Origin of the sequence: Novosphingobium naphthalenivorans NBRC 102051, assembly GCF_001590985.1 — a bacterium.
GTDB lineage: Bacteria > Pseudomonadota > Alphaproteobacteria > Sphingomonadales > Sphingomonadaceae > Novosphingobium > Novosphingobium naphthalenivorans.
Map to the genome: position 1 here is coordinate 11988 of NZ_BCTX01000049.1, position 26903 is coordinate 38890.

Consider the following 26903-nt stretch of genomic DNA (forward strand, 5'->3'; position numbering starts at 1 on the left):
AGTGCATGGCTGATCCCCAGCCCTGTCGGCGAGCCGCCTTCACGAGGCGCCGCGCCAGTGCCTATATGCCCGGCAGATGAAACGCGTCCGACTCCTCGTCTTCAACGCCGCGCTGGGCGTGCTGGACTATCGTGTGCCGGAGGGAATGGCGATCGAGTACGGCTCGGTCGTCATAGCCCCGCTCGGCCCGCGGCAGGTGCTCGGCATTGTCTGGGAAGCAGACCGCCTGAGCGCGCAGGACGTGCCGGAAGCGAAACTGCGCCCGCTGCTCGAAGTCCTGCCGGTCCCGCCGCTGCCCCGGGAATTGCGGCGGCTGATCGAATGGACCGCCGATTACTATTGCGCGCCGCTGTCCTCCGTCGCCCGCATGGCGCTGGGCAGCATGGCGGCGCTGCGCGGCGGCGGCACGACGACCGAATACCGTCTGACCGGCGTCGAACCCGCACGCCTCACGCCGCAGCGCGCCGCCGCGCTCGATGCCCTGCACGGCGAGCAGGCCTCGATCCGCGAACTGGCCGAACTCGCAAGCGTGTCCGAAGGGGTTCTGCGCGGCATGGTGGGCGCCGGGCTGCTGGAGCCGGTCACAGTCGATCTCGACCGCCCCTACCCCCGCGCCCGCCCGGAATTCGCGGTTCCCGAACTGAGCGAAGCCCAGCGGGCCGCAGCGGACACGTTCATCGCTGCCGTCCGCGAGCACCATTTCGCGCCGTTCCTGCTCGACGGCGTAACCGGATCGGGCAAGACCGAATGCTATTTCGAAGCCGTAGCCGAAGCGCTGCGGCTGGGGCGGCAAGTGCTGGTCCTGCTCCCCGAGATCGCGCTGACGGAGAATTTCCTGCGGCGTTTCGAGCAGCGCTTCGGTGTCCCGCCGGTGCTGTGGCACTCCTCGCTCAAGTCGAGCGAGCGGCGGCGGGCCTGGCGGGCGATCATCAGCGGCGATGCCCAGGTCGTGGTCGGCGCGCGCTCGGCGCTGTTCCTGCCTTATGCCAGCCTGGGCCTCATCGTCGTCGACGAAGCGCACGAAGTGTCCTTCAAGCAGGACGACGGCGTGCGCTACAACGCCCGCGACGTGGCCGTGATCCGCGCCAAGTTCGAAAAGATCCCGGTGGTGCTCGCCAGCGCCACCCCGGCGCTCGAATCGATGCAGCTTGCCGAAGCGGGGATCTACAGGAAGATCGAACTGCCGGACCGCTTCGGCGGGGCCATGCTGCCCGACATCCGCATTGTCGACTTGCGCCAGGAACCGCCCGAACGCGGCCACTGGATCGCGCCCCGGCTGGTCGAGGAAATGAAGGAGCGGCTGGCGCGCGGCGAGCAGTCGTTGCTGTTCCTCAACCGGCGCGGCTATGCCCCGCTGACGCTGTGCCGGCACTGCGGCTACCGCTTCCAGTGCCCCAACTGCACCGCCTGGCTGGTGGAGCACCGGTTCTCGAAGCGTCTCGCCTGCCACCACTGCGGTCATGAAGTACCCGTGCCCGATGTCTGCCCCGAATGCGGCACGGCCGATTGCCTCGTCGCCTGCGGCCCGGGCGTCGAGCGCATTGCCGACGAAGTGGCCGAGATCCTGCCCGAGGCGCGCACCGCGCTGGTGACATCGGACACGATGAACACGCCCGAGGCGATCGGCGAATTCGTCGCCAAGGCCGAAGGCGGGGCGATCGACGTGATCATCGGCACCCAGCTTGTCACCAAAGGATACCACTTCCCCGAACTGACACTGGTGGGGGTGATCGACGCCGATCTCGGCCTCGAAGGCGGCGACTTGCGTGCGGCCGAGCGGACCTATCAGCAGATCGCCCAAGTCGCCGGGCGCGCCGGGCGCGGGGAAAAGCCCGGCGAAGTGCTGATCCAGACCCGTCATCCCGAGGCGGCCGTGATCGCCGCACTTGCCAACGGCGACCGTGATGCCTTCTACGCCGCCGAGACCGAAGCGCGCCGCGATGCCTGTGCGCCCCCTTTCGGGCGCTGGGCGGCCATCATCGTCAGTTCGGAAGATCAGGCCGAAGCCCTCGCCGCAGCCCGCGCCATCGGCGGCACTGCGCCCAACCTGCCGGACATGCTGGTGCTGGGCCCTGCCCCCGCACCGCTATCCCTGCTGCGCGGACGCCACCGCTTCCGCCTGCTGATCAATGCCCGGCGCTCGGCGGAACTGCAAAAGGCCCTGCGCGACTGGCTGGAGCCCTTGCAGTTTCCCAAGGGCGTGCGCGTCAATATCGACGTCGACCCCTACAGCTTCGTGTAAAACGGGATCCCGGTAAAGGAACGCAATGAGTATCTGGTTCGCTGAAACGATCGACCTGGCAAAAATCAACGCCATGGGCGCGCCAACAATGCCGGGTTTTCTGGGCATCGAGTTCACGGACATCGGCGACAACTGGCTGCGCGCGCACATGCCGGTAGGCCCGCGCGTCCATCAGCCCTGGGGCCGGCTGCACGGCGGAGGCTCCGTCACTCTGGCCGAGACGGCAGCGTCAGTGGGCGCCATGCTCACGCTCGACCCCGCGCAAAAAGCCGCCGTCGGCATGGAAATCAACGCCAATCATATCCGGCCCGTACGCGACGGCCATGTCTTCGCCGTCGCGACCGCCGAAGCGATCGGGCGCACCTCGCAAGTCTGGAGCGTGCGCATCATCGATGAAGCCGATCGCCTGATCTGCATCTCGCGCGTCACCATGGCGGTCATCGACATCGCGCGGGCGTAAGACACCCCTGACGGGTCTCAGCTTCCCGCCCCGCTCTCTCGGGCCAGCAGTTCGCGCTTGATGTCGAGGCCATAGGCATAGCCGCCCAGCGACCCGTCGGTGCGAATCACGCGGTGGCAGGGGATCAGCACCGCGACATTGTTCGCGCCGTTGGCCGAGCCGGCCGCCCGCACTGCCCCCGGCTTGCCGACCGCCGCCGCGATCTGCGCGTAGGAGCGGGTCTCGCCGGCCGGAATGCGCTGCAGTTCGCGCCAGACCGCTTCCTGAAAGGCAGTGCCCTGAACATCGAGCGGGATCGCCCGACTGTCTCCGGGCTGCTCGACGGCGGACACCACCTCGGCAAGAAGGCGGGCGAATTCCTCTCCGCCTTCCACTAGCTTCGCCTGCGGAAAGCGCTTGCTCAGCTCTTCCCGGCCTTCTGCGAAGGAGAGACGGCAAACCCCCTTCCTGGTCGCGGCCACCAGCATTGGCCCGAGCGTGGTCTCCACCACCGCCCAGTGGATCGTCACGCCCCGTCCGCCATCCCGCCACGCGGAAGGTGCCATACCCATTCTCCCTTCGCTTGCCTCGTAGAAGCGCGACGAGGCACCGAAACCGGCTTCATAGATCGCCTCGGTCACGCTCGCCCCCGCGCTCAGCGCTTCGCCCGCCCGCTCGACGCGGCGGGCGCGCAGGAATTGCGCGGGCGACAATCCGACCGCGCGCTTGAACATGCGCTGGAAATGCGCCAGGCTATACCCGACCTGCCCCGCGAGATCCGCCAGCGCCGGAGCTTCCTCGGCCTGTTCCAGCAGTTCGATCGCGCGTGAGACCGCCGCTTCATCGCGCGAGACATCGTTCGGCCGGCATCGCAGGCACGGACGCAGCCCCTCCGCCTCCGCTTCGGCCGCGCCGGTGAAGAACCGGACGTTCTCCCGCCGGGGGTGACGCGCCGAACAGGACGGGCGGCAATAGATTCCCGTCGTCAGCACGCCCGTCACGAAGCGCCCGTCGAAAGCGCGGTCGCGCGCCAGGACGGCCTGCCAGGCCCGGTCATCGTCAAGTGTCATGGTTGTCATATCCAAGCTGCCGTATCTAGGCGCCATCCCCGTGGCGGTCGATCCGCGCCGCGAAACAGCCATAGGCCGCATTGTGCGCATGGATGCACGCAATCTGTGGATTTTCAAACAAGGCGCGAATCTTGTCCTCCGCCTCGCCTGGCACCGCCAGTTCCGCATCGCACAGCATTCCTTGCGCATCGAACCCGCGCAGGGAAAGCGGACGCCCTTCGAAGACTGGCGGCAGGCAATCGATCCAGGGCTCCGGCTCCGGCGCCTGCTCGCGGACATATATCGCATAGGCGGTACGATAAGGATTTGCGACATCATGGCTCACATAGTGAAGCAGAATCAAACTTTCTCCCGCACGCGCATCCTCAAGACTGATGCGGCAGGGAAAGCCCCGGTCCGCGTCCGCAATCACGCGCTGCGCGCCGCTGCGCGCAAGTTCTTCGGGCTTCATGGCAAAATATTGCGTGAAAGCCTCGCGCGGTAATCCCTTGATTCTAAACATCGCGGACGACTCCTGTTTGGTGTTGCCCGAAGGTATTGCGCTCGGGAGGCCGGCCCGCTTCCCGCCTGTTGCTTTCAAACCTCACCCGCGACCTTTGTCGGAAGGCGTCAAGCACTGCCTTGCATCGCAACAATATCGTCGCTATGCGCGCCCCGTCTGCGGGCCGGGGGGCACGATGCAGCTTCGCGCCCCATAGTGCCTCAGCCCACCCGATGTAAGGATAGGACACGCGTGGAGAATTCCGGCGGCATTAAAGCCAGCTTGCAAGGGCGCTACGCTTCGGCGCTGTTTGATCTTGCCAGCGAAAACGGCACCGTTTCGGCGGTCGAGAGCGACCTCGAGAAGATTGGTGAGGCTCTCAAGGAGAGCGCGGATTTCAGCGACCTGATTCGCAATCCGCAGATCAGCCGTGATGCGGCCGGCAAGGCGGCGGAAGCCGTCGCCGATGTGCTCGGGCTTTCACCGCTGACGAAGAATTTCATGGGCGTTCTGGCCGGCAACCGCCGCCTCTCCGCCCTGCCCGAAATCATTCGCGCTTTCGCCGCGATCGCCGCCGCCCAGCGCGGCGAGGCGACCGCAGAAGTCACCACGGCTCACGCACTGACCGACGAGCAGGTCGAACAGCTGCGCCAGAAGCTGGAAATGCGCGAAGGCCGCAACGTCAAGATCAAGACGAGCGTCGATCCTGAACTGCTTGGTGGCCTTGTCGTCACCATCGGCTCCAAGCGTATCGACAGCTCGATCCGCACCCGTCTCAATTCGCTCGCCCAGGCCATGAAGGGCTAAGAAAGGCAGAACAATGGATATCCGCGCCGCAGAAATCTCGAAGGTCATCAAGGACCAGATTGCCAACTTCGGTACCGAGGCCCAGGTCTCGGAAGTCGGCTCCGTGCTCTCGGTGGGTGACGGTATCGCCCGCATCCACGGCCTCGACAACTGCCAGGCCGGCGAGATGGTCGAATTCTCGAACGGCGTTCAGGGCATGGCGCTGAACCTCGAAGCCGACAACGTCGGCGTCGTGATTTTCGGCTCGGACGCCGAGATCAAGGAAGGTGACAGCGTCAAGCGCACCGGCACCATCGTCGACGTCCCGACCGGCAAGGGCCTGCTCGGCCGCGTGGTCGATGCACTCGGCAACCCGATCGATGGCAAGGGCCCGATCATGTACACCGAGCGCCGCCGCGTCGAAACCAAGGCTCCGGGCATCATTCCCCGCCAGTCGGTGCACGAGCCCGTGCAGACCGGCCTCAAGGCGATCGACGCCCTCGTTCCCGTCGGCCGCGGCCAGCGCGAGCTGATCATCGGTGACCGCCAGACCGGCAAGACCGCCGTCGCCATCGACACCTTCATCAACCAGAAGGGCCCGAACCAGAGCGACGACGAAGGCAAGAAGCTCTACTGCATCTACGTCGCCGTCGGCCAGAAGCGCTCGACCGTCGCGCAGATCGTGCGCCAGCTCGAAGAGAACGGCGCGATGGAATACTCCATCGTCATCGCCGCGACTGCTTCGGAACCGGCTCCGCTGCAGTACCTCGCGCCCTACACCGGCGCCGCGATGGGTGAGTTCTTCCGCGACAACGGCATGCACGCCGTGATCGTGTACGACGACCTTTCCAAGCAGGCCGTTGCCTACCGCCAGATGTCGCTGCTGCTCCGCCGCCCGCCGGGCCGCGAAGCTTACCCCGGCGACGTGTTCTATCTCCACAGCCGCCTGCTTGAGCGCGCTGCGAAGATGAACAGCGACAACGGCTCGGGCTCGCTGACCGCGCTTCCGGTCATCGAAACCCAGGCTGGCGACGTTTCGGCCTACATTCCGACCAACGTGATCTCGATCACCGACGGCCAGATCTTCCTTGAAACCGGCCTGTTCTACCAGGGCATCCGTCCGGCCATCAACGTCGGCCTGTCGGTCAGCCGCGTCGGCGGTTCGGCCCAGACCAAGGCGATGAAGAAGGTCGCCGGTTCGATCAAGCTGGAGCTCGCGCAGTACCGCGAAATGGCGGCCTTCGCGCAGTTCGGCTCGGACCTCGACGCTTCGACCCAGAAGCTGCTCAACCGCGGTGCGCGCCTGACCGAGCTGCTCAAGCAGCCCCAGTTCTCGCCGCTGCCGTTCGAAGAGCAGGTCGTGTCGATCTACGCTGGCACCAACGGCTTCCTCGACTCGATCGCGGTCGACAAGGTCACCGAATACGAAGCCGAAATGCTCAGCTTCATGCGTTCGCAGCACGCCGACGTCCTGACGGAAATCCGCACCTCGCAGAAGTTCGAAGGTGAAGTTGCCGACAAGACCAAGGCTGCGCTGCAGGCTTTCGCCAAGCAGTTCGCCTGAGACTGATCTGACATCATCCTCCGGCTCCGGCCGGAGGGGATGAAACGGAGAGAAACGAGTGGCTTCGCTCAAGGAACTCAAAGGCCGCATCAACTCGGTCAAATCGACCCAGAAGATCACCAAGGCCAAGCAGATGGTCGCTGCGGCCAAGCTGCGCAAGGCGCAGGCGGCCGCTGAATCCGCACGCCCCTATGCCGCGCGTCTCGCCGAGGTGATGGGCTCGCTGGCCAGCAAGATCACGGTCTCGGCAAACAGCCCCAAGCTGCTTGCCGGCACCGGCAGCGATCAGGTTCACCTGCTCGTCGTGGCCAACTCGGACAAGGGCCTGTGCGGCGCTTTCAACTCCAACATCGTCCGCGCCGCGCGCGCCAAGGCGAAGGAGCTGGAAGGCCAGGGCAAGACCGTGCTGTTCTACCTCATCGGCCGCAAGGGCCGTGCGGTGATCAAGCGCGAATTCCCCACGCAGATCGCGCACATGTTCGACACCACCGGCGTGCGTGAAGCCGGCTTCAACGAAGCCGAACAGGTCGCCGACGAACTCGTCGCCATGTACGAGCAGGGCAAGTTCGACATCGCCCACCTGTTCTATGCAAAGTTCCGTTCTGCCCTGGTCCAGGAACCGACCAGCCAGCAGATCATCCCCGTCCCCGCGCCCACCGGCGCGGCCAAGGGCGGCGATGCGGTGACCGAGTACGAGCCGGAAGAGGAAGAAATCCTCGCCGCGCTGCTGCCGCGCTACCTGAAGACCCAGCTCTTCGGTGCGCTGCTGGAGAACGCCGCGTCCGAACAGGGTGCGTCGATGACCGCCATGGATAACGCGACGCGCAACGCGGGTGACCTGATCAACAAGCTCACCATCCAGTACAACCGCAGCCGTCAGGCCGCGATCACCACCGAACTCGTTGAAATCATTGCTGGCGCGGAAGCGCTGTAGCAACATCTAACCGCGGGCGCGGAAGCGCTCTAAGACATCGCAGGCAAGGAAACCAAAATGGCCACCGCACCCGTGCTCAACCAGACCACTACCGGCAAGATCAGCCAGGTCATCGGCGCTGTCGTCGACGTGACCTTCGAAGGCGAACTGCCCGCCATCCTCACCGCCCTCGAGACCGAGAACAACGGCCAGAAGCTGGTTCTCGAAGTCGCGCAGCACCTTGGTGAGAACACCGTCCGCACCATCGCCATGGACGGCACCGACGGCCTGACCCGCGGTCAGGGCGTCGTCAACACCGGCGCGCAGATCTCGGTGCCGGTCGGCCCGAAGACCCTCGGCCGCATCATGAACGTCGTCGGCGAATCGATCGACGAACTGGGCCCGATCGGCTCGGACATGTATGCTCCGATCCACGCCAAGGCCCCTGAGTTCATCGAACAGTCGACCGAAGCGGCGATCCTTGTCACCGGCATCAAGGTCATCGACCTTCTCGCCCCTTACGCCAAGGGCGGCAAGATCGGTCTGTTCGGCGGCGCTGGCGTGGGCAAGACCGTGCTCATTCAGGAACTCATCAACAACATCGCGAAAGGCCACGGCGGCGTGTCGGTCTTCGCGGGCGTTGGTGAGCGTACCCGTGAAGGCAACGATCTCTACCACGAGTTCCTCGATGCCGGCGTTATCGCTAAGGACGAAAACGGCGTCGCCACCTCGGATGGTTCGAAGGTGGCTCTCGTTTACGGCCAGATGAACGAGCCCCCGGGCGCCCGTGCCCGCGTCGCGCTCTCGGGCCTGACCATGGCCGAGTACTTCCGCGACCAGGAAGGCCAGGACGTTCTGTTCTTCGTCGACAACATCTTCCGCTTCACCCAAGCGGGCGCCGAAGTGTCGGCCCTTCTCGGCCGTATTCCTTCGGCCGTGGGCTATCAGCCGACCCTGGCGACCGACATGGGCGCGCTGCAGGAACGCATCACCTCGACCACCAAGGGCTCGATCACCTCGGTCCAGGCCATCTACGTTCCCGCGGACGACCTTACCGACCCGGCGCCGGCCACCTCGTTCGCCCACTTGGACGCGACGACCACGCTGAACCGCGCGATCTCGGAGCTGGGCATCTACCCGGCGGTCGACCCGCTCGACTCGACCTCGCGCGTGCTTGAGCCCCGCGTCGTCGGTGCCGAGCATTACGAGACTGCCCGCAAGGTCCAGGAGACCCTGCAGAAGTACAAGTCGCTGCAGGACATCATCGCGATCCTGGGCATGGACGAGCTTTCGGAAGAAGATAAGCTCACCGTCGCCCGCGCCCGCAAGATCCAGAAGTTCCTGTCGCAGCCGTTCCACGTGGCCGAAGTCTTCACCGGCATCTCGGGCAAGTTCGTCCAGCTCGAAGACACCGTGAAGTCGTTCAAGGCTGTCGTCGACGGCGAGTACGACCACCTGCCGGAAGCTGCCTTCTACATGGTCGGCGGCATCGACGAGGCGGTCGAAAAGGCCAAGAAGCTGGCCGAGGACGCCTGAGATCATGGCCCTTCACTTCGAACTCGTCACGCCGGCGAAGCTCGTTCGGTCCGAGGACGTCCACATGGTGGTCGTCCCCGGTACGGAAGGCGAGTTCGGCGTGCTGGCGGGCCATGCGCCCTTCATGTCGACGATCGCCGACGGCGCGCTGAAGGTCTACAAGACCGAGAACGGCGCCCCCGAAGAGATCAGGATCACCGGCGGTTTCGCCGAAGTGGGTGATGCCGGCCTCACCGTGCTTGCGGAGCACGTCGAAGCCTGACCGCTTGCTGAAAGCGTTTCAACGAAGGGGCGTCGCCGGGAAACCGGCGGCGCCCCTTCGCTTTTGGCGGAACGCTTGCGCCTAGAGCCGCTCCGGTTCAGATTGAACCAGACCGGCTCTGGGAAATTCTTTGTTTGCCGTGATTTCCGAGCCGGCAGGTAATTCCACCTGCCTCGAAATCACTCTAGCGGCGGCGTGCCGTGGGCGCGTGGAAGTCGGCCGGCTTTCCCGCCACCCATCGCACGAAGCGGCGGATGTCCTCGGATTGCAGCAAGGCCTCCGCGCTCGCCGTCATCCGGGCAAGTTCGGCATTGGAAAACCGGGCATGGATCGTGCGGTGGCAGATCGGATGAAGCGGCACTGTCTCGCGCCCGCCGCGGCTTTTCGGAACCGGATGATGCCATTCGATCCGGCGCCCCAGCGGCCGTGCACATAGCCAGCATGTTCCTGTCTGCACCGTCACGGTTCTTTTCCCTTACTCCGATTGCCGGCCCCGAAACCTGCAGATCCGGTGCCGCCATTAGGAAGTTATCAAAGTTTCAACCTTAATGATCTGCCCAAGTGCAATGGATCACACCCGGTCCGGGGCCGGGCGCTGAAAGAGGTTGGATTTCTTATGAGTGCATTCGGGCGGCGAAGCGGCATGGGTGGAATGGGCCAGGGAGCCCGTCCGGCATTCGGCGTAGCCAAGCCTCTGAAAGGTGGTGCACAGGACAAGACGGCTGTTCCCGGCGGTATGTCGAATTCCGTCCCCGTGCCCGGCGGCGAGCAATTCCCGCCCCTGCCCGGCGGCGAGCCTACCGCGAAGCATGGCCGCGACGATGCCATGTCCCGTCTGGCGGACCGCGCCAATGCCGTTACCGATGCCAATTCCGAACAGGGCGGCTTCGAAGCCTCGATCCACAAGATCAAGGAACAGGTTCTGCCCCGCCTGCTCGAACGCGTCGATCCCGAAGCGGCGGCCACGCTCACCAAGGATGAACTGTCGGAAGAATTCCGCCCGATCATCATGGAAGTGCTGGCCGAGCTGAAAATCACCTTCAACCGCCGCGAACAGTTCGCGCTGGAAAAGGTGCTGATCGACGAACTGCTGGGCTTCGGCCCGCTCGAAGAGCTGCTCAGCGACCCCGACGTGTCGGATATCATGGTCAACGGGCCGAACCAGACCTACATCGAAAAGAAGGGCAAGCTACAGCTCGCGGGCATCCGCTTCCGCGATGAGCAGCACTTGTTCCAGATCGCCCAGCGCATCGTCAACCAGGTCGGCCGCCGCGTCGACCAGACCACGCCGCTGGCCGACGCCCGTCTCAAGGACGGCAGCCGCGTCAACGTGATCGTCCCGCCGCTCAGCTTGCGCGGCACCGCGATCTCGATTCGTAAGTTCTCCGAGAAGCCGATCACCATCGACATGCTCAAGGACTTCGGTTCGATGAGCGAGAAAATGGCGACCTGCCTCAAGATCGCTGGCGCCTGCCGCATGAACGTGGTCATCTCGGGCGGTACGGGCTCAGGCAAGACGACCATGCTCAACGCGCTGTCGAAGATGATCGATCCGGGCGAGCGCGTGCTGACGATCGAAGACGCGGCCGAACTTCGCCTGCAGCAGCCGCACTGGCTACCGCTCGAAACCCGCCCGCCGAACCTTGAAGGCCAGGGCGCGATCACTATCGGCGACCTTGTGAAGAACGCCCTGCGTATGCGTCCTGACCGCATCATCCTGGGCGAAATCCGCGGCGCCGAGTGTTTCGACCTGCTCGCCGCCATGAACACCGGCCACGACGGCTCGATGTGTACGCTCCACGCCAACAGCCCGCGCGAATGCCTGGGCCGTATGGAAAACATGATCCTGATGGGCGACATCAAGATCCCGAAGGAAGCCATCAGCCGCCAGATCGCCGAATCCGTCGATCTGATCGTGCAGGTGAAGCGCCTTCGCGACGGTTCGCGCCGTACCACCAACATCACCGAAGTGATCGGCATGGAAGGCGACGTCATCGTCACCCAGGAACTGTTCAAGTTCGAGTACTTGGACGAGACCGACGAGGGCAAGATCCTCGGCGAGTTCCGCGCCTCGGGCCTGCGCCCCTACACGCTCGAAAAGGCGCGTCAGTTCGGTTTCGATCAGGCCTATCTCGAAGCCTGCCTCTGATCCCCTGATGCGCGCAGGCAATCGGGGTGGCGGCCGGTAAGCCGCACGCCGCCCGATCACCTGCGCGGTAAGCCTGTCAGCCGGCCTGTCAGTCGGCCTGCTTCTCAAATGCCGCGGTAATCGCGATCGTCGTCTCGTCGCTAACGAGCGGCGCATACTTGCTCACGCCGAATTCGGTACGCTTGATCACGCCGGTGGCGTTGAAGCCGATCGTGTAGGTCTGGTTCATCGGATTGACGGCACCGGCCTTGAACGTGGCCTTGAGCGTCACCGGGCGCGTCACGCCGTGCATGGTCAGATTGCCCGTGACATCGGCCGTGCGTTCACCGGTCTTGACCACCTTGGTCGAAACGAAGCGCATCGCCGGATACTTTTCGGCATCGAACCAGTCCGCGCTGACCAGTTCCTCGTCCAGTGTCTGGTTCGTAGTCGAAACGCGTCCGACCGGCACCGAGACGTCGAGCTTCGCCGAAGCGATATTCTTCGGGTCGAGCGACAGCGTGCCGCTGGCACCGGGGAACGTACCGAAGAATTCACTGATGCCGAAGTGATCGACCGTGAAGCGGACAAGGGTATGCGAGCTGTCGAGAGCATAGTGTCCGGCCTGAACGGCCGCGGGGCTCGTATCGGCCTGCTGGGCAAAGAGCGGTGCGGACACCACGATGGACGCGGCGGCAAGCGCCGATGCAAGAAAACGGTTCATTCAAGTTTCTCCGAAAGAAGCGCTTGGGAGCGAAACGCTGATCGCCTGTTTCCAGAAAGCTCGCGCCCTGCCCAGCCGGATAAACTCGATTCATTTGTTCAATTTAGTTGTACATTTGAGACCGGAGGCCCTGCGTCATCCGCCCAGCAGGGCCCGTCCTCCCAATCCCAGCAGCAACACCGCCGCCAGCAGCGACCAGAAGAAGATCGGCGTCCAGGGCATGAAGCCCACACGATCCATGTCGCGGCGGCGCATACGGCGGCGATCGCCGATCCAGGCCAGCAGGGCCAGAAGCGCCGCGATCCCCCCGGCAGTCATCATCCACGATGTCGAATCATTCATATCCCGCCCTTGCCTCCGCGCGCGGGCAAGTTAAAGCGCCTTGTGTGACTTCCTCCCCTCGTCCCCAGTCGCGAGAAAATCCCTTGCTCGCCATAGGCCTGCGCGCGCTGGCCATGGTCATGCTCTCCACCATGTTCATGCTGGTGAAGCTTGTTGGCGATCATGGCGTCTCGATCGCAGAACTCCTGTTCTGGCGCCAGGCGATGAGCGTGCCGATGATCTTCGGCTGGCTGCTGGCAACCGGCAATCTCGGCGTTCTGGCGACACGGCGTATGGCCAGCCACGCCGGACGGGCCGCAACCGGCACGCTGGGGCTGCTGTGCAATGTTTCGGCCGCGATGCTGCTCCCGCTGCCGATCCAGACCACGCTGAGCTTCACCACGCCTCTTTTCGCCGTCCTGATAACCGCGCTGATCCTGCGAGGCCCGGTCGGCATCTGGCGCTGGACGGCCGTTATCCTCGGCTTTGCCGGCGTGCTCGTGGTCGCCAATCCCGGCAGCAACCATATTCCCCCGCTCGGACTGCTGGTCGGCCTTGGCGCGGGCGGGGTCGTGGCGACTGTCAGTTTCCAGATCCGCGATCTGGCCCGCACCGAAGCGCCGATCGCCTGCGTGTTCTGGTTTGCCGTCTATGGCTCGCTCTTCGCCACCGTGCTGCTACCCTTCTACGCCCAGCCGCATTCCCTGGAAGCCTGGCTGATCCTCGTCGCCATCGGCTTCACCGGGACTTTCGCCCAGTTCCTGATCACGGCCTCGCTGCGCCACGGGCAAGTCGCGACCGTGGTCATCATCGATTACACCGCGCTGGTCTGGGCCACGCTCTACGGCTGGCTGATCTGGGACGAGCTGCCGCTGCACAGCATCTGGCTGGGGGCGCCGCTGATCATCGCGGCCGGCCTGATCATCACCTGGCGCGAGCACTACCTTTCCCGGCACATTTCCCCCACTTCGGCATTCGATTCCGGCGTGATGGAGGAGTTCGCAGAAGACGGTGCAAGCCAGCCCGCAAAGGGAACCTGATACCTCTTACGGGTGTTTCTGTTCCGCAAGCTGGCCGTGTTTGCGGCCGGCGAACCCAGGAAGGACCAGGAAGATGATCAGGAATATCGTATTCGCGCTTGCGGCAGGCAGTCTCGCTCTCGGCGCCGCCGCTTGCAACACGGTGAAGGGCATGGGCAAGGACATCGAATCCGTCGGCCAGGCCGGGGACGACGCCATCAACTGAGGCGGCTTTCGGGAGAACGCCGCCGGGGCACGGCACTCTCCCGCTCACTTCCCATTTGCCCACGCTTGGCTTATGATTTCACGCGTCCAACAAGGAACAATAACGCAATGCTCAAGAAAATGGTGCTCATCCTCGTTGCCGGCGGCCTGATGGCAGGCGCTGCTGCCTGCAACACCGTCAAGGGTGTGGGCCGGGACATCGAGTCCGTCGGACAAGCCGGCGACGACGCCATGCACGGCCACTGAACTCGGTAAAAAGCCGCGGCAGCCCAATCCTATTCAGGCTGCCTGCGGCTCCAGATCGAGGCGAGCAGGCTTCCGATCAGCACATGCATGACAGCCGAGATCGCCGCGGGCACGGGCGCCAGCGCGGCCTGCATGGTATTGGTAAACTGACGTGCGAAAGCCGGGCTTGAGGCAAGGCTGGCGCCAAGCCCGCTGTTCTGCATACCGACCTCGATGCTGATGGTGCGCGCAGAGGCTTCGTGCAGGCGCAGGATGCGGCTGAGAAGATAGCCCAGCCCGAATCCGCAGGCATGGAGCGAGAACACCGCCAGCAGCAGCACCCCGGCGTGCAGCTCGATCAGCGGCTTCGATTTCGCGATGATGCCGGAAACGATCAGCACCACGAACAGCACCGAGATGAAAGGCGAGACCACCGTGACCTTCTGCGTCAACTTCGGCAGGTAGCGGTTCATCAGCACCCCGGCGACGACCGGCACCAGCACGACCGCCAACATCTCGCGGAACAGGTTCCAGCGGTCGATCTCGATGAACACGCCCGCCAGCCATCCGGTCAGCACCGGGGTCAGGGCGATGGCGACGAGCGTCGAGGCCATCGTCATCGTCACGGACAGGGCCACGTTGGCGCGGGCAAGATAGCTGATGACGTTGGAAGCCGTGCCGCCCGGGCAGCATGATACGAGAATCAGGCCGACGGCCAGCCCCGGCTTCAGCCCGAACGCCCAGGCCGAGGCGAACCCGGCGAGCGGCATGACGGTAAATTGCAGCGCCACGCCTGCCATGACCTGCCGCGGCAAAGCCAGCACGCGCCGGAAATCATCGAAGCTGAGGGTGATCCCCATGCCCAGCATGATCACCCCCAGCATGACACTGATGAGCGGCTGGCCAAACGGCCGGAAACGCCCGTCGGCCACCCACAGGAACACCTCGGGCGAGAACCAGGCGAGGCCGACGCCCAGCACCGTCCACAAGGCGAACAGCCCGGTAATGCGCTCGAAAAGACGTGTCACTCAGCATCCCCGGAACGATGCTCGGCCACCAGACGGCGTGCCCGCAGCCACAGGACGACGCGCTGGACGCAGATCACGCCCGCGGCAAAGCCCAGCATGGCGTCCGTCACCAGCAGGGCATTGGCGCCGGGATGGCCGCCGGACGCGGGGTTCACACCGAAAAACAGCAGGCGCCGCAGTGCGAAGATAGCCAGGATCATCACCAGCGCCGCCAGCGACTGGCGCATCATCACTCTGGCCTCGGCCCCCTCGCCTTCGACATGCAGGTGCATCATCCGCGCGCGCTGCACGCCGAGCAACGAACCCACGGCGATCCCCGCCGCGAAGAGCAGCCAGCCCTTGAGCGGCGGATGCATTCCGTAGAGCGCAAAGCTTACAAGGGCGAGGACCAGGACCGGAAAGATCCAGAGCGTCGCCACCCGCAGCGGCCGCGCCCGGTTGAGCGAGCGGAAGCGCAAGAGCATCACCAATACGAAAATGGCAAACGGCAGATAAGCCAGCCACTGGCCCGATTGAGATCCCATGCGCTCCGCTTCCCCTGTTTACGGTCCCGATTAGGGAGAGGCGGTTCCTAGCGCCGTTACCCCTGCCAGACCAGCACAGGCTTGCGTGCCGCCTGCGTTTCGTCAAGCCTGCGGCGCGGTGCGAAGTGCGGAGCCGAATGCAGGCTCTGATCGCCCGCCTTGGCCCGCTCCGCCAGCGAGCGCAGCGATCCGATGAAGCGATCGAGCCCGGCCTTGCTTTCGGTCTCCGTCGGCTCGACCAGCATCGCGCCCTTGACCACCAGCGGGAAATAGACCGTCATCGGGTGGAAGCCCTCGTCGATCAGGCCCTTGGCGATATCGAGCGTGGAGATGCCATCGGCGAGGCCCGCATCGCTGAACAGCGCCTCATGCATACACGGGCCGCTCTGGGCGAACGGCGCGGGCAGCACGTCCTCGCAGGCACGCAGCACGTAGTTGGCGTTGAGCACCGCGTCCTCGGCCACCTGGCGCAGGCCATCAGCACCGTGGCTGAGGATATAAGTCAGCGCGCGCGTGAACATACCCATCTGGCCGTGGAACGCGACCATGCGGCCAAAGGCCTGCGAATGCCCCTCGCCCCGGTTCTCTTCCTCGACGAGGTGGATCATGCCGTCAGCGCCGCGCGTCACGAAAGGCAGCGGCGCGAACGGCGCCAGCGCCTGCGAGAGCACCACCGGCCCGGCACCCGGACCGCCGCCGCCGTGCGGGGTGGAGAAGGTCTTGTGCAGGTTGATGTGCATGGCATCGACGCCCAGATCGCCCGGACGCACCTTGCCAACGATCGCGTTGAAATTGGCGCCGTCGCAATAGACATAGCCGCCCGCCGCATGGACGGCATCGGCAATCGTCTTGAGCTCGGATTCGAACAGGCCGCAAGTGTTCGGGTTGGTAATCATCACCCCCGCCACGTTCGGCCCCAGCTTCTCCTTGAGCGCGGCCACATCGACGCGGCCATCGGGTGTCGCCGGGATCGACTGGACCTTGAAGCCCGCGAAAGCCGCCGTCGCCGGATTGGTGCCGTGGGCACTTTCGGGCACCAGCACCACGTCGCGCGTCTCGCCGCGCGCGTCGAGCGCAGCGCGGATGCACAGGAGGCCGCACAGCTCGCCATGGGCACCCGCCTTGGGGCTCATCGCCACCGAGGCCATGCCGGTGAGCGTAATCAGCCAGTTGGCCAGTTGCTCGATCACTTCGAGCGCGCCCTGCACCGTCGTCTGCGGCTGCATCGGGTGCACGTCGGCGAAGCCCGGCAAGCGCGCCATCGACTCGTTGAGGCGCGGGTTGTGCTTCATCGTGCACGAACCGAGCGGGAACGGCCCGAGATCAATGGCATAGTTCTGCCGCGACAGGCGCGTGTAATGGCGCACCGCTTCGGGTTCGGTCAGACCCGGCAGGTCCGGCACGGACTTGCGCAGGAATTTCGACAGACCCGCGGCCGGAGCCCGGTCCGCTTCGTCGAAATCAACGCCGCACTTGTCCTTGGCGCCGAGTTCGAAGATCAGGGCTTCTTCGAGCATCAGGCCATAGTCACCGCTCGCCGTCTTCAGCGGCGCGCCGCCCTCGGCCCCGGCTTCACCCCCGGCATCACCCCCAACATCACCCATCGTGGGCTTCCAGCCCGCTGCATTCACCGTGCTCATGCCGGCACTCCCACCAGAAGGGCTTCCAATTCGGTTGCGAAAGTCTCGATGTCCTCATCGGTCACAGTTTCAGTCGCCGCGACGAGCAGCGCCTTGTCCAGACCATCGGCCACCGGGAACAGGCGGCTGAGCGAGACCCCGCCCAGCACGCCCCGCTCGGCCAGTTCGCGCACCACTTCGCGCGCATCGCGCGGCAGGATCAGCGTCGCTTCGTTGAAATAGGCATGGTTGAGCAGTTCGACGCCCGGAATGCGAGTCAGCCGCTCGACCAGGGCCTGCGCCTTGGCATGATTGACGGCTGCAAGCTGCGCCAGTCCCTCGCCGCCCAGCAGGGTCAGGTGAATACTGAAAGCCAGCGCACAAAGCCCTGAATTGGTGCAGATGTTGCTGGTCGCCTTCTCGCGGCGGATATGCTGCTCACGCGTGGAAAGCGTCAGCACGAAACCGCGCTTGCCCTCGGCGTCGACCGTCTCGCCGCACAGGCGGCCCGGCATCTGGCGCACGAACTTCTCGCGGCAGCCCAGCAGGCCGAGGTAAGGCCCGCCGAACTGCAGGCCGACGCCCAGCGACTGCCCCTCGCCCACGACGATGTCCGCACCCAGCGCGCCCGGCGCTTCGATCAGGCCCAGCGCCACCGGCTCGGTGACGACGGCCACCAGCAGCCCGCCCTTGGCATGGATTGCCTCGGCGATCGCGGCGAGGTCGGGGATACGGCCCAGCACGTCGGGATACTGTACGACCACGCACGAGGTCTTGTCGTCGATCGCGCCGATCACCGCCGCGTCATCGGGTTCCGCCGTCAGGTCCGTGCCGAGCGAGACGATCTCGTCCCCGGTGAACTTCGCCATCGTGCGCACCACTTCGCCGTAGTGCGGGTGCAGACCGCCCGAGAGCACCGCGCGGCCCTTGCGGGTCACGCGCGCAGCCATCAGGATCGCTTCCCAGCACGCGGTCGAGCCATCGTACATGGAGGCATTGGCGATATCGGTGCCGAGCAGGCGCGCGACCTGCGTCTGGAACTCGAACAGCACCTGCAGCGTCCCCTGCGCGATTTCCGGCTGGTACGGCGTGTAGGCCGTCAGGAACTCGCCGCGCTGGATCAGGTGGTCGACCGAGGCCGGCACATGGTGGCGGTACGCCCCTGCCCCCAGGAAGAACGGCGCCGAACCGGCAGACAGATTCTTCGCCGCAAGCGCCGTCATGTGGCGTTCGACCGCCATTTCGCTGGCGTGCATCGGCAAGCCCTCGATCGGGCCGGACAGCCGTGCTTCTTCAGGCACGTCGACGAACAGGTCATCGACGCTGGCGGCACCGATGACGCCGAGCATTTCGGCACGATCGGCAGGGGTAAGGGGCAGGTAGCGCAAGGGGCGTTACTCCGTGAAAATCAGAGGCTTTCGACGTAAGTCTTGTAGGCCGCCTCATCCATGAGGCTGCCCAGCTCGGCGGCGTCCGACAAGGTCATGCGGTACAGCCAGCCGCCCACTTCGGCTTCGGTGTTGACCAGTTCGGGCTCGTCGGCGAGCACCTGGTTCACTTCGGTGATGGTGCCCGAAGCCGGCGTGTAGATGTCCGAGGCGGCCTTCACGGAATCGACCACCGAAACGGAATCGCCCTTGGCAACGCTGGCGCCCACTTCGGGCAGGTCGACAAACGTGATGTCGCCAAGCTGGCCCTGTGCGTAATCGGTAATGCCGACAGTGCCGAGGTCGCCTTCGACTTCGATCCACTCATGGTCTTCGGTAAAATAGCGGGTCATGGGTGCTGCTCCTCAGCGGTGATAGCGGTGGGGGACAAAAGGCATCGGCACCACCTTCGCGGGAAGGCGCTTGCCGCGCATTTCGATTTCAAGAGCCGTGCCGTCGGCGGCGTGGGCCGCATCGACATAGGCCATGGCGATCGGGTGTTGCAGCGAGGGCGAGAAGCCGCCCGAAGTCACGACACCAACCTGCTGATCGCCGAGCATGACCACGGCGCCCTCACGCGCGGCCATGCGGCCTTCGAGCGTCAGGCCGATGCGCAGCTTCGATGCGCCTTGTGCCAGAACGCCCAGAATGTGCTCCGCGCCGGGGAAACCGCCTTCGCTGCGACGGCGCTTGTTGATGCCGAAGACGAGGTTGGCGCTGACCGGATCGATGTCCGGGTTCATGTCATGACCGTAAAGCGGCAGGCCCGCTTCCAGACGCAGGCTGTCGCGCGCGCCAAGGCCGATCGGCTTCACTTCCGGCTCACTGCACAGCAGGTCGGCCACCTGGGCGGCCGCCTCTCCGGGAATCGCAATCTCGAAACCGTCCTCGCCGGTGTAGCCCGAGCGGCTGATCCAGGCATCGACACCGCCCAGCTTGAAGCTGGCACCCTTCATGAAGGTCAGCGCCGAGAGCGGGGTTTCGCCTTCCACATGGCGTTCCAGCGCGGCGAAGGCCTTGGGGCCCTGCAGAGCCAGCAGTGCGTTTTCATCGAGATGGTTCAGCGTGACATCGTCCGGCAGCAGTTCGCGCAAGGTACCGATGTCGTCCCACTTGGTCGCGCCGTTGACCACGAGATAGAACCCCGTGCTCCAGCACGTGACCATGAGATCGTCAAGAATGCCGCCCTCTTCGTCGAGCAGCAGCGAATAGCGCACCGAGCCGGTCTTGAGCGTGGACAGGTCGATGGGAAGCGCAGCTTCGAGTGCCGCCTCGACATTTTCGCCCGAGATATAGATCTGCCCCATGTGGCTGACATCGAACAGCCCGGCGCTTTCGCGCGTCCAGAGGTGCTCGGCCATGATCCCTTCGTACTGAACGGGCATCATGTAGCCGGCGAATTCAACCATGCGGCCGCCCTTTTTGCGATGCCAGGCATCAAGCGGCAGCAGCATCGGCGCGAGGTCTTCGGCCTGATTATCGTCGTTAACTGGATATTCGCTCAAGACATGACTCCGCGACAAGCATGGCACACCGTTCCGGTGCCCCCTCTGTCACGGAAACCTGAGAGCTTCCCTCGCAATCTCTCCGTGAAGGAGACAGGCGAAGTTACACCGTCGGCGGCCGTGGCATGGCCACGACACTTTCCAGAGTTTCGCTATAGGCCCTGCACGGTCCTTTTGCCTGAGAGATTCCGGGGCGGTTGCTCCTTCGGCGCCTCCCTGACCGGTTGCCCGAATCAGCGAGGTCTCTCCCGCGCGTGCCAGCGATGGACAAGCCTTGATGGAGCCGCGCGAACGAGTCAACGCCCCGCGTGCTGCGCTGCGAAACTAATCCCCGATACGGCGAAGCACCCGGATCATGGCATCGTGATCGTGCATGAAGCGCCCACGCACCTTTTCGTGCGCCAGTGCCAGAATGGCGCGGGCCAGCTTGCGGGCAGAAATCGAACGGTAACGGCGGTATTGGCCATGGAGCACCGTCCAGTCCGCCAGCGGAGCCATGACTTGCGCCGCGGCCTCCAGCGGCCGCCGCTCTTCGCGATGCCCGCGCAGCAGCCCGGGATGAAGAATGTCGAGGCGGCGGAAGCCCAGCTTGGACAGCGCCTGCTCCATCTCCCCTTTCACCGAGAGGTAGAAGTTACGGCTGGCCCGCTCGGCACCGATCGCCGAAACCACGATCATGTGCTCGATCCCGGCGGCCCGCGCCGCCTCGGCACAGAACCGCACCAGATCGTGATCGATGGCACGGAACGCTTCCTGGCTGCCCGCCATCTTGATCGTCGTGCCGAGCGCACAGACCATGACGTCCGCCCGGGCCGCCGCGATCAGTTGCGGCCAGTCGATCGGCTCGCCCACCAGCATTTCCATGCGCGCGCCCGGCGGCATCGGCGCCTCGCGCCGCGCAATGGCGATCAGCCGCACATCCTCGCGCCCAACGGCTTCGGCCATCACCGCGCTGCCGACCAGCCCCGTCGCACCGACGAGGCAAATGCGGATCCCCCCGGTCTTCATGCTATCCCTCGCCCTCAGACATTGCTGAGCCCTTCGGGCGTCCGGCCATAGATCAGTTCATGGCAGGAAATCGCAAAGCGGTCCGTCATGCCCGCGATGTAATCGGCAATGTGGCGGCTGCGCTCGGGCTCCTGGCGCGGCAGCGTGTCGATCCAGCTTTCCTCCATCAGCACCGGCTCCTGCGAATAGGCCGAATAGAGTTCGGCCAGCACGGCCCGGGCGCGGCGCGCGGTTTCGAGCTGTTCGGGATGGTAATAGAGCTTGTCGTACATGAACCGTTTGAAGGTGCGTTCCGCCTCGGCCATGCCGGGCGAGAAAGCGACCAGCGGACGGCCCGCCGCGCGCACCTCTTCCACGCTGCCCACGCCAGCAAGGTTCGCCTGGGTCTGGGCGAGCAGGTCGTTGACCATCACGCCGATCTGGCTGCGGATCAGTTCCGCCAGTTGCCGGTCGCGCGGGACGCCCGGATAGCGGCGTTCCACTTCGGCCCAGTGGCTGGCCACGAAAGGATGCGCCAGCAGTTCGTCAAGATCGAGGAAGCCCGCGCGCAGCCCGTCGTCGATATCGTGATTGTCATAGGCAATGTCGTCCGACAGCGCCGCGACTTGCGCTTCCAGCGAGGCATGGGTGTGGAGTTCCAGCCCATAGACGGCATCGAGTTCCGCCAGCGCCCAGTTGGGCTCCAGCACCGGCCCGTTGTGCTTGGCCAGCCCTTCGAGCGTTTCCCAGGTCAGGTTCAGCCCGTCGTGCTCGCAATAGGGGCTGTCGAGCCGCATCAGCGTGCGCAGGCAATGGGCATTGTGATCGAAACCGCCCGCCTTGTGCAGCGCCGCATCGAGCGCTTCCTCGCCCGCATGGCCGAAAGGCGGATGGCCGATGTCGTGCGCCAGCGCCAGCGCCTCGGTCAGGTCCTCGTCCAGCCCGAGGATGCGGGCGATCACGCGCGCGATCTGGCCGACTTCCAGGCTATGCGTCAGGCGCACCCGGTAATGGTCGCCATCGGGCGCGATGAAGACCTGCGTCTTGTAGCGCAGGCGGCGGAAGGCGATCGAGTGGATGATCCGGTCGCGGTCGCGCTGGTAGACACTGCGCGGACCGCGCGCGACGGCATTTTCAAGCGCGAATTCACGCCCGCGCGAACGGGCCGGATCGGAAGCATAGGGGGCCAGGGTCAAGCGTATATCTTCCCGCGTCGGCGATTGGGAGCGATGCTCCCCCTAGCGGGCAAGGCCGGTAGAGCACAAGGCCGCCGAACTGGTGGTAACGAGGATCACCTTGCTGTCATTGATCTTGCGGACGGCGCGCAGGAGACCGCCGGGCGTGTGCCGCTCCTCCTGAAACGCCGTGAGCTTGTACAGCTGCAGGAAAGACAGCCGCCTGACGAGGCGATGGCCCATGCAGGCCGAGGCTTTGGCGGTCATCCCTGCCTCGGCAAAAGCGGTGCGCACGCGAAACTCGGCGAACCAGAACGCGCCGAACCAGAGCACGGCGACAAGGCCCACAAGCAGCAGGAATTTTTTCAGCAAACGGAACATGGAATCTCAGTCGGTCAGGGACTTGTTGATTTCCTCGACCATCTTCTTGGCGTCGGAAAGCAGCATCATCGTCTGATCCATGTAGAACACATCGTTGTCAACGCCGGCATAGCCCTGCCCGCCCATCGAGCGCTTGATGAAGAAGATGGTCTTGGCCTTGTCCACATCGAACACCGGCATACCGTAGATGGGAGAGGACTTGTCGGTCTTGGCCGCCGGGTTCACCACGTCGTTGGCGCCGATGATGAAGGCGACATCGGCCTGCGCGAATTCGCTCTGGATGTCTTCCAGCTCAAAGACTTCGTCATAAGGCACGCTGGCTTCGGCGAGCAACACGTTCATGTGCCCCGGCATGCGCCCCGCGACTGGATGGATCGCGAACTTCACATTGACGCCGTGCTCCTTGAGCAAGTCCGTCATCTCGCGCAGGGCATGCTGCGCCTGCGCCACCGCCATGCCGTAGCCGGGAATGATGATGACGTTCTCGGCTTCCTTCATCAGGAAGGCCGCATCCTCGGCCGAGCCGCGCTTCCACGGGCGCTGCTCCTTGGCCTCGCCACCGCCCCCGCCGCCGGCATCGGCGCCAAAGCCGCCCGCGATCACCGAGAGGAAGCTGCGGTTCATCGCCTTGCACATGATGTAGCTGAGGATCGCACCCGACGAGCCGACCAGCGCGCCGGTGATGATCATCGCGGTGTTGTGCAGCGTGAAGCCCATCGCCGCCGCCGCCCAGCCCGAATAGGAGTTGAGCATCGAGACGACGACCGGCATGTCGGCCCCGCCGATCGGGATGATCAGGAGGAAGCCGATGGCGAAGCTGAGCGCCACGACCACCCAGAACAGCGGGCTCTCGCCCGGCCCGGCGTGGGCGGCCACAGCAAACATCGCCGTCAGCGCAATGATCAGCACCAGCGTACCGAGATTGATCACGTGGCGTGCAGGCAGGAGGATCGGCGAGCCGGACATATTGCCATTGAGCTTGGCAAAGGCGATGACCGAGCCCGAGAACGTGATGGCACCGATCGCTGCGCCCAGCGCCATCTCGACGCGGCTGACGTTGAGAATATTGCCGTCCGCCCCGAGAATGCCGAAGGCATCCGGGTTGAGGAAGGCCGCAACCGCCACCAGCACGGCGGCAAGGCCCACCAGCGAGTGGAACGCCGCCACAAGCTGGGGCATGGCGGTCATCTGGATGCGGCGTGCGATCACGAAGCCGATACCGCCGCCAATCGCGATAGCACCAATGATCTCCGGCAGGCTGGCGATCTCATGCGTGATCAGTGTTGTCACCAGCGCAATCGCCATGCCGAACATGCCGTAGCGGTTGCCCGCCCGGCTGGTCGCCGGGGACGACAGTCCACGCAGGGCCAGAATGAAGCAGACACCGGCGACGAGATAGGCGGCAGCGACCCAGGGGTTCACGGCGTGCGTTTCCATCACTTGCCCCCCTTCCCGGCAGGCTTGTCCTTCTTCTTGTACATCGCCAGCATCCGCTCGGTCACGGCGAAGCCGCCGAAGATGTTGACGCTCGCCAGCACCACCGCGCCGAGGCCCAGCCACTTCGCGAGCGGCGAACCGGCCGCTGCACTGGCGATCAGCGCACCGACCACGATCACCGAGGAAATCGCATTGGTCACAGCCATCAGCGGCGTATGGAGCGCCGGGGTCACGGACCACACCACGTAGTACCCCACGAAGCAGGCCATCACGAAGATCGAGAGTATCGAGACGAAATCCACTACTTGTCCTCCCCGGCACGGGGAGGGGGACCGTCCGCAGGACGGTGGAGGGGACTCTCGGCCCGCGCGACAATGGCCGCTGCAGTGCCTTCGACATCAGCCAGAACACGCCTGGCCGAGACCCTCAAAACCCTGAACCCGTTTTCCTTGATAAAGCGAACGCGTTGCTCGTCACGCGCGGGACGATCGCCCATGTCATGGGCAATGCCATCGATTTCCACAACGAGCCCCGCACTCAGGCAGCAGAAATCGACGATGTACGGACCAACAGGATGCTGACGGCGGAATTTGAGACCGCCCGGACGCTGGCGAAGCTGCTGCCACAGCGCAAACTCCGGCTTGCTCATGGCCTTGCGCAATTCACGGGCACGCACCACGACGGGGCGCGGTGTAAACCGAGACTCCCCTCCACCGCGCTGCGCGCGGTCCCCCTCCCCGTATCGGGGAGGACTGGAGGCATTCCCTATCACCCCAGCAGCCTCGCATTCACGACCTTGCCGCCTTGCGTCAGCCGCACGGCATCGCCGATCTCTTCGTCGAGCACCGGCTTGCCCTGTTCCTTGTCCCAGAAAGCCGAAAGGAAATTGAACAGGTTGCGCGCATAGAGTGCCGAGGCATCCGCCGGCAGATGCGCCGGGGTGTTGGAAAAGCCCATGATCTTCACGCCGTGCCGCTCTACCACCTGATCGGCCACGCTGCCTTCGACATTGCCGCCTTGCGCCACGGCCAGATCGAAAATCACGCTGCCCGGCTTCATCGTCGCGATCTGCGCATCGGTGATCAGGCGCGGGGCAGCCCGGCCGGGGATCAGCGCGGTCGTCACGACGATGTCTTGCTTGGCGATGTGACTGGAAACCAGTTCGGCTTGCGCCTTCTGGTATTCCTCGCTCATTTCGGTGGCATAGCCGCCCGAACCCTCACCCTCGATCCCGGCGACATTCTCGACGAAGATCGGCTTGGCGCCCAGCGAGAGGATCTGCTCCTTGGTGGCCGAGCGCACGTCCGTCGCGGAAACCTGTGCCCCCAGACGGCGCGCGGTGGCGATGGCCTGCAGGCCCGCGACGCCCACGCCCATCACGAAGCACTTGGCCGCGCTAACCGTGCCCGCCGCCGTCATCATCATCGGGAAGGCCCGGCCATAAGTATCGGCCGCGGCAATCACCGCCTTGTATCCGGCGAGATTCGACTGGCTGGAGAGCACGTCCATCGACTGCGCGCGGGTGATGCGCGGCATGAATTCCATGGCCAGCGCTTCCAGCCCTGCGGCGGCATAAGCATCGACACGCGCACGCTGCCCGAAGGGATCGAGCGTGGCGACCACCCATGCTCCGGGCTTCGTGCCGCCCAGCAGCGCCGGATCGGGCCCCTGCACGCCGAACACGATCTCCGCCCCTGAAAGCACAGCCTCCACCGGGCCGACATCGGCCCCGGCAGCGAGGTAATCCTCATCGGATATGCTGGCGTTCGAGCCCGCCCTGCACTCGACCGAAACCGCCGCGCCCAGCGCGATCAGTTTCTTGACCGTTTCCGGCGTCGCCGAGACGCGCGTCTCTCCGGCCGCGCGCTCCTTGAGGACCGCGATCCGTTGACCCTGCGGTTCCGTCAAGTCACGAAACTCCGATCAGGAGGAAATCAGGCCGATGACAATCGCGACGATCAGCACGACAATGCCGGTGCCCCAGGTCGCGGCCTTGATGAAGGCGTTGTAGGTTTCCTGTGCGACCTTGATGTCGTTGCCCGAAGTCATGAACTGCATTCCCCTCTGAATATCCCTGCCCCGTGTTCTAGCCGGGGTCATCCGCGCGCTCAAGTGCGAAGCCCCCCATACCGGAAACCACAAAAGCTGCGAACTGTATTTCAGGCTTAATTTCGTCTTTACCCGATTGGCCTATGCCAGAGGTTCAACCCTGAAGAAGGCCGACGGCAGCAGCGATACAATGGCGGATCTGGATCAACGCCTTCTCATGCTTATCGACGACGAGCCGGCCCAGAGCCGTCTCATCTCCGCGCTGGCGGCCCGCGAGGGCTGGCGCACGCTGATCGTGCGCGATGCGGAAACCGCGATTGCCACACTCGGCACCCGGCAAGGGATGCAGCTTTCCGCCATCATCCTCGACCAGTGGGTGCCCGGTGAGGATGCCTGCGCGCTGATTTCCGAGTTGAAATCGCGCCGCCCGGCCCTGCCGATCCTGATGCTTACCACCAGCACTTCGCCGCTCCTGGCCGTCGAGGCGATGCGAGCGGGGGCGACCGACTATCTCGTGAAACCCGTGGCGCCGGACCGGCTGATGCACGCCCTGCGCTCTGCCACCACGCGCGAAGCCCCGCGCGATGAACTTGCGCCGCTGACGGAAAAGATGCCGTCCAATCCCGATTTCGAATCGATGATCGGGGCATCGCCGAACTTCCGCAAGGCGCTCGCCGTTGCCGCCAAGGCCGCGCGCGGACACAGCCCCGTGCTGATCGAGAGCGAAAGCGGCACCGGCAAGGAAATGCTGATCCGGGCGATGCACGCGGCCAGCCCGCGCGCGAAAATGCCGCTCCGGATCGTCAACATCGGCGGCCTTCCGGCCAATTCAATCG

Annotated in this window: 31 protein-coding genes and 2 riboswitches; of the genes, 12 read left to right on the forward strand and 19 right to left on the reverse strand. The window is 64.9% G+C overall.

Annotated features, from left to right (window positions below; genetic code table 11):
• Positions 1–76 precede the first annotated feature (76 nt).
• Together NN5_RS15875 and NN5_RS15880 are read left to right on the forward strand one after the other, a co-directional pair.
• The gene (locus tag NN5_RS15875; protein WP_067735339.1) at positions 77–2242 is read left to right on the forward strand and encodes a primosomal protein N'; all 2166 of its coding nucleotides are present in this window, start codon (positions 77–79) and stop codon (positions 2240–2242) included.
• Positions 2243–2267: 25 nt separating this feature from the next.
• Entirely contained in the window at positions 2268–2702 is a 435-nt protein-coding gene (locus tag NN5_RS15880) for a hotdog fold thioesterase (protein ID WP_067735342.1), read from the forward strand.
• A 17-nt stretch (positions 2703–2719) separates the two neighbouring features.
• Here the strand turns inward: NN5_RS15880 and ada are convergent, their stop codons facing one another.
• Complete coding sequence (gene ada, locus NN5_RS15885; RefSeq protein ID WP_067735345.1) at positions 2720–3760, reverse strand: bifunctional DNA-binding transcriptional regulator/O6-methylguanine-DNA methyltransferase Ada; 1041 nt, start codon at positions 3758–3760, stop codon at positions 2720–2722.
• 16 nt (positions 3761–3776) lie between these two features.
• A complete protein-coding gene (locus tag NN5_RS15890) occupies positions 3777–4253 on the reverse strand; it encodes a DUF1203 domain-containing protein (RefSeq protein ID WP_067735348.1) in 477 nt (158 codons plus the stop codon).
• A 231-nt stretch (positions 4254–4484) separates the two neighbouring features.
• Here NN5_RS15890 and NN5_RS15895 point away from each other — a divergent pair, with 231 nt between their 5' ends.
• Genes NN5_RS15895 through NN5_RS15915 form a run of 5 tightly spaced genes read left to right on the forward strand, consistent with a single transcriptional unit; the run spans position 4485 to position 9293 of the window.
• The gene (locus NN5_RS15895; protein ID WP_067735351.1) at positions 4485–5039 is read left to right on the forward strand and encodes a F0F1 ATP synthase subunit delta; all 555 of its coding nucleotides are present in this window, start codon (positions 4485–4487) and stop codon (positions 5037–5039) included.
• A 13-nt stretch (positions 5040–5052) separates the two neighbouring features.
• Positions 5053–6582: a F0F1 ATP synthase subunit alpha gene (atpA, locus tag NN5_RS15900; RefSeq protein ID WP_067735355.1), complete on the forward strand. Its 1530-nt coding sequence runs from the start codon at positions 5053–5055 to the stop codon at positions 6580–6582.
• A gap of 58 nt (positions 6583–6640) precedes the next feature.
• Positions 6641–7516, forward strand: coding sequence for a F0F1 ATP synthase subunit gamma (locus tag NN5_RS15905; protein ID WP_067735358.1), 876 nt, complete (start codon positions 6641–6643; stop codon positions 7514–7516).
• Positions 7517–7573: 57 nt separating this feature from the next.
• On the forward strand, positions 7574–9031 hold the full coding sequence (gene atpD / locus NN5_RS15910) for a F0F1 ATP synthase subunit beta (RefSeq protein ID WP_067735361.1): 1458 nt from the start codon (positions 7574–7576) through the stop codon (positions 9029–9031).
• Between the two features lie 4 nt (positions 9032–9035).
• Complete coding sequence (locus NN5_RS15915) at positions 9036–9293, forward strand: ATP synthase F1 subunit epsilon (protein ID WP_067735364.1); 258 nt, start codon at positions 9036–9038, stop codon at positions 9291–9293.
• Positions 9294–9477: 184 nt separating this feature from the next.
• Here the strand turns inward: NN5_RS15915 and NN5_RS15920 are convergent, their stop codons facing one another.
• A complete protein-coding gene (locus NN5_RS15920; RefSeq protein WP_067735367.1) occupies positions 9478–9756 on the reverse strand; it encodes an HNH endonuclease in 279 nt (92 codons plus the stop codon).
• Between the two features lie 153 nt (positions 9757–9909).
• On the opposite strand from NN5_RS15920, the gene NN5_RS15925 reads away from it, so the two are divergent.
• Positions 9910–11442, forward strand: a complete 1533-nt coding sequence (locus NN5_RS15925; RefSeq protein WP_157081173.1) for a TadA family conjugal transfer-associated ATPase — start codon at positions 9910–9912, stop codon at positions 11440–11442.
• Positions 11443–11530: 88 nt separating this feature from the next.
• On the opposite strand, the gene NN5_RS15930 is transcribed toward NN5_RS15925, so the two are convergent.
• A complete protein-coding gene (locus NN5_RS15930) occupies positions 11531–12145 on the reverse strand; it encodes a YceI family protein (RefSeq protein WP_067735373.1) in 615 nt (204 codons plus the stop codon).
• A gap of 135 nt (positions 12146–12280) precedes the next feature.
• Entirely contained in the window at positions 12281–12487 is a 207-nt protein-coding gene (locus NN5_RS15935) for an LPXTG cell wall anchor domain-containing protein (RefSeq protein ID WP_067735376.1), read from the reverse strand.
• Positions 12488–12531: 44 nt separating this feature from the next.
• On the opposite strand from NN5_RS15935, the gene NN5_RS15940 reads away from it, so the two are divergent.
• The 3 genes from NN5_RS15940 (at position 12532) to NN5_RS15950 (ending at position 13956) form a co-directional block, all read left to right on the forward strand.
• Entirely contained in the window at positions 12532–13506 is a 975-nt protein-coding gene (locus NN5_RS15940) for a DMT family transporter (protein WP_245656543.1), read from the forward strand.
• A gap of 73 nt (positions 13507–13579) precedes the next feature.
• A complete protein-coding gene (locus NN5_RS15945) occupies positions 13580–13711 on the forward strand; it encodes an entericidin A/B family lipoprotein (protein ID WP_067735382.1) in 132 nt (43 codons plus the stop codon).
• A gap of 107 nt (positions 13712–13818) precedes the next feature.
• Positions 13819–13956 (forward strand): entericidin A/B family lipoprotein, encoded by a 138-nt coding sequence (locus NN5_RS15950; RefSeq protein WP_067735385.1) that lies wholly within the window; start codon positions 13819–13821, stop codon positions 13954–13956.
• A gap of 29 nt (positions 13957–13985) precedes the next feature.
• On the opposite strand, the gene NN5_RS15955 is transcribed toward NN5_RS15950, so the two are convergent.
• The 14 genes from NN5_RS15955 to NN5_RS25230 form a co-directional block, all read right to left on the reverse strand.
• Complete coding sequence (locus NN5_RS15955) at positions 13986–14963, reverse strand: bile acid:sodium symporter family protein (protein ID WP_067735387.1); 978 nt, start codon at positions 14961–14963, stop codon at positions 13986–13988.
• Positions 14960–15487, reverse strand: a complete 528-nt coding sequence (locus NN5_RS15960) for a CcdC protein domain-containing protein (protein WP_067735390.1) — start codon at positions 15485–15487, stop codon at positions 14960–14962. Before NN5_RS15960 ends, NN5_RS15955 begins: the two co-directional genes overlap by 4 nt.
• Positions 15488–15543: 56 nt before the next feature.
• Positions 15544–17127 carry an aminomethyl-transferring glycine dehydrogenase subunit GcvPB gene (gene gcvPB / locus NN5_RS15965; RefSeq protein ID WP_067735393.1) on the reverse strand — a complete coding sequence of 528 codons (1584 nt, stop codon included), beginning with the start codon at positions 17125–17127 and terminating at the stop codon, positions 15544–15546.
• Complete coding sequence (gene gcvPA, locus NN5_RS15970) at positions 17124–18494, reverse strand: aminomethyl-transferring glycine dehydrogenase subunit GcvPA (protein ID WP_067735396.1); 1371 nt, start codon at positions 18492–18494, stop codon at positions 17124–17126. The genes gcvPB and gcvPA overlap by 4 nt, the downstream gene beginning before the upstream one ends.
• A gap of 20 nt (positions 18495–18514) precedes the next feature.
• Entirely contained in the window at positions 18515–18886 is a 372-nt protein-coding gene (gene gcvH / locus NN5_RS15975) for a glycine cleavage system protein GcvH (RefSeq protein ID WP_067735399.1), read from the reverse strand.
• A gap of 12 nt (positions 18887–18898) precedes the next feature.
• Complete coding sequence (gene gcvT / locus NN5_RS15980; protein ID WP_067735429.1) at positions 18899–19987, reverse strand: glycine cleavage system aminomethyltransferase GcvT; 1089 nt, start codon at positions 19985–19987, stop codon at positions 18899–18901.
• An 86-nt stretch (positions 19988–20073) separates the two neighbouring features.
• Positions 20074–20193, reverse strand: a riboswitch (glycine riboswitch).
• A gap of 1 nt (position 20194) precedes the next feature.
• Positions 20195–20299, reverse strand: a riboswitch (glycine riboswitch).
• A 63-nt stretch (positions 20300–20362) separates the two neighbouring features.
• Positions 20363–21046: an NAD(P)H-binding protein gene (locus NN5_RS15985; protein WP_067735402.1), complete on the reverse strand. Its 684-nt coding sequence runs from the start codon at positions 21044–21046 to the stop codon at positions 20363–20365.
• A gap of 14 nt (positions 21047–21060) precedes the next feature.
• On the reverse strand, positions 21061–22221 hold the full coding sequence (locus tag NN5_RS15990) for a deoxyguanosinetriphosphate triphosphohydrolase (protein WP_067735405.1): 1161 nt from the start codon (positions 22219–22221) through the stop codon (positions 21061–21063).
• A gap of 42 nt (positions 22222–22263) precedes the next feature.
• Entirely contained in the window at positions 22264–22581 is a 318-nt protein-coding gene (locus tag NN5_RS15995; RefSeq protein ID WP_067735408.1) for a hypothetical protein, read from the reverse strand.
• 6 nt (positions 22582–22587) lie between these two features.
• Positions 22588–24018: an NAD(P)(+) transhydrogenase (Re/Si-specific) subunit beta gene (locus NN5_RS16000; RefSeq protein ID WP_067735411.1), complete on the reverse strand. Its 1431-nt coding sequence runs from the start codon at positions 24016–24018 to the stop codon at positions 22588–22590.
• On the reverse strand, positions 24018–24320 hold the full coding sequence (locus NN5_RS16005; protein WP_067735414.1) for an NAD(P) transhydrogenase subunit alpha part 2: 303 nt from the start codon (positions 24318–24320) through the stop codon (positions 24018–24020). Before NN5_RS16005 ends, NN5_RS16000 begins: the two co-directional genes overlap by 1 nt.
• Complete coding sequence (locus NN5_RS26955; RefSeq protein ID WP_281190442.1) at positions 24320–24697, reverse strand: endonuclease domain-containing protein; 378 nt, start codon at positions 24695–24697, stop codon at positions 24320–24322. The genes NN5_RS16005 and NN5_RS26955 overlap by 1 nt, the downstream gene beginning before the upstream one ends.
• A gap of 89 nt (positions 24698–24786) precedes the next feature.
• Entirely contained in the window at positions 24787–25926 is a 1140-nt protein-coding gene (locus NN5_RS16015; RefSeq protein WP_067735420.1) for an NAD(P) transhydrogenase subunit alpha, read from the reverse strand.
• Between the two features lie 15 nt (positions 25927–25941).
• Positions 25942–26067 (reverse strand): aa3-type cytochrome c oxidase subunit IV, encoded by a 126-nt coding sequence (locus NN5_RS25230; protein WP_084384984.1) that lies wholly within the window; start codon positions 26065–26067, stop codon positions 25942–25944.
• A 190-nt stretch (positions 26068–26257) separates the two neighbouring features.
• On the opposite strand from NN5_RS25230, the gene NN5_RS16020 reads away from it, so the two are divergent.
• On the forward strand, positions 26258–26903 hold a 646-nt coding region (locus NN5_RS16020; protein WP_157081174.1), incomplete at its 3' end, for a sigma-54-dependent transcriptional regulator.

Excerpts from the sequence above, each read along its gene's own strand:
- NN5_RS15875 (WP_067735339.1), top strand. The coding sequence starts at position 77 with ATGAAACGCGTCCGACTCCTCGTCTTCAACGCCGCGCTGGGCGTGCTG.
- NN5_RS15935 (WP_067735376.1), bottom strand. The coding sequence starts at position 12,487 with ATGAATGATTCGACATCGTGGATGATGACTGCCGGGGGGATCGCGGCG.
- NN5_RS15985 (WP_067735402.1), bottom strand. The coding sequence starts at position 21,046 with ATGAAGACCGGGGGGATCCGCATTTGCCTCGTCGGTGCGACGGGGCTG.
- gcvT (WP_067735429.1), bottom strand. The coding sequence starts at position 19,987 with ATGCTGCTGCCGCTTGATGCCTGGCATCGCAAAAAGGGCGGCCGCATG.
- NN5_RS15890 (WP_067735348.1), bottom strand. The coding sequence starts at position 4,253 with ATGTTTAGAATCAAGGGATTACCGCGCGAGGCTTTCACGCAATATTTT.
- gcvH (WP_067735399.1), bottom strand. The coding sequence starts at position 18,886 with ATGACCCGCTATTTTACCGAAGACCATGAGTGGATCGAAGTCGAAGGC.
- atpD (WP_067735361.1), top strand. The coding sequence starts at position 7,574 with ATGGCCACCGCACCCGTGCTCAACCAGACCACTACCGGCAAGATCAGC.
- NN5_RS15950 (WP_067735385.1), top strand. The coding sequence starts at position 13,819 with ATGCTCAAGAAAATGGTGCTCATCCTCGTTGCCGGCGGCCTGATGGCA.
- NN5_RS15930 (WP_067735373.1), bottom strand. The coding sequence starts at position 12,145 with ATGAACCGTTTTCTTGCATCGGCGCTTGCCGCCGCGTCCATCGTGGTG.
- NN5_RS15915 (WP_067735364.1), top strand. The coding sequence starts at position 9,036 with ATGGCCCTTCACTTCGAACTCGTCACGCCGGCGAAGCTCGTTCGGTCC.
- gcvPB (WP_067735393.1), bottom strand. The coding sequence starts at position 17,127 with ATGAGCACGGTGAATGCAGCGGGCTGGAAGCCCACGATGGGTGATGTT.
- NN5_RS25230 (WP_084384984.1), bottom strand. The coding sequence starts at position 26,067 with ATGACTTCGGGCAACGACATCAAGGTCGCACAGGAAACCTACAACGCC.
- NN5_RS15960 (WP_067735390.1), bottom strand. The coding sequence starts at position 15,487 with ATGGGATCTCAATCGGGCCAGTGGCTGGCTTATCTGCCGTTTGCCATT.
- NN5_RS15880 (WP_067735342.1), top strand. The coding sequence starts at position 2,268 with ATGAGTATCTGGTTCGCTGAAACGATCGACCTGGCAAAAATCAACGCC.
- NN5_RS15945 (WP_067735382.1), top strand. The coding sequence starts at position 13,580 with ATGATCAGGAATATCGTATTCGCGCTTGCGGCAGGCAGTCTCGCTCTC.
- NN5_RS15995 (WP_067735408.1), bottom strand. The coding sequence starts at position 22,581 with ATGTTCCGTTTGCTGAAAAAATTCCTGCTGCTTGTGGGCCTTGTCGCC.
- NN5_RS15925 (WP_157081173.1), top strand. The coding sequence starts at position 9,910 with ATGAGTGCATTCGGGCGGCGAAGCGGCATGGGTGGAATGGGCCAGGGA.
- NN5_RS16000 (WP_067735411.1), bottom strand. The coding sequence starts at position 24,018 with ATGGAAACGCACGCCGTGAACCCCTGGGTCGCTGCCGCCTATCTCGTC.
- atpA (WP_067735355.1), top strand. The coding sequence starts at position 5,053 with ATGGATATCCGCGCCGCAGAAATCTCGAAGGTCATCAAGGACCAGATT.
- ada (WP_067735345.1), bottom strand. The coding sequence starts at position 3,760 with ATGACAACCATGACACTTGACGATGACCGGGCCTGGCAGGCCGTCCTG.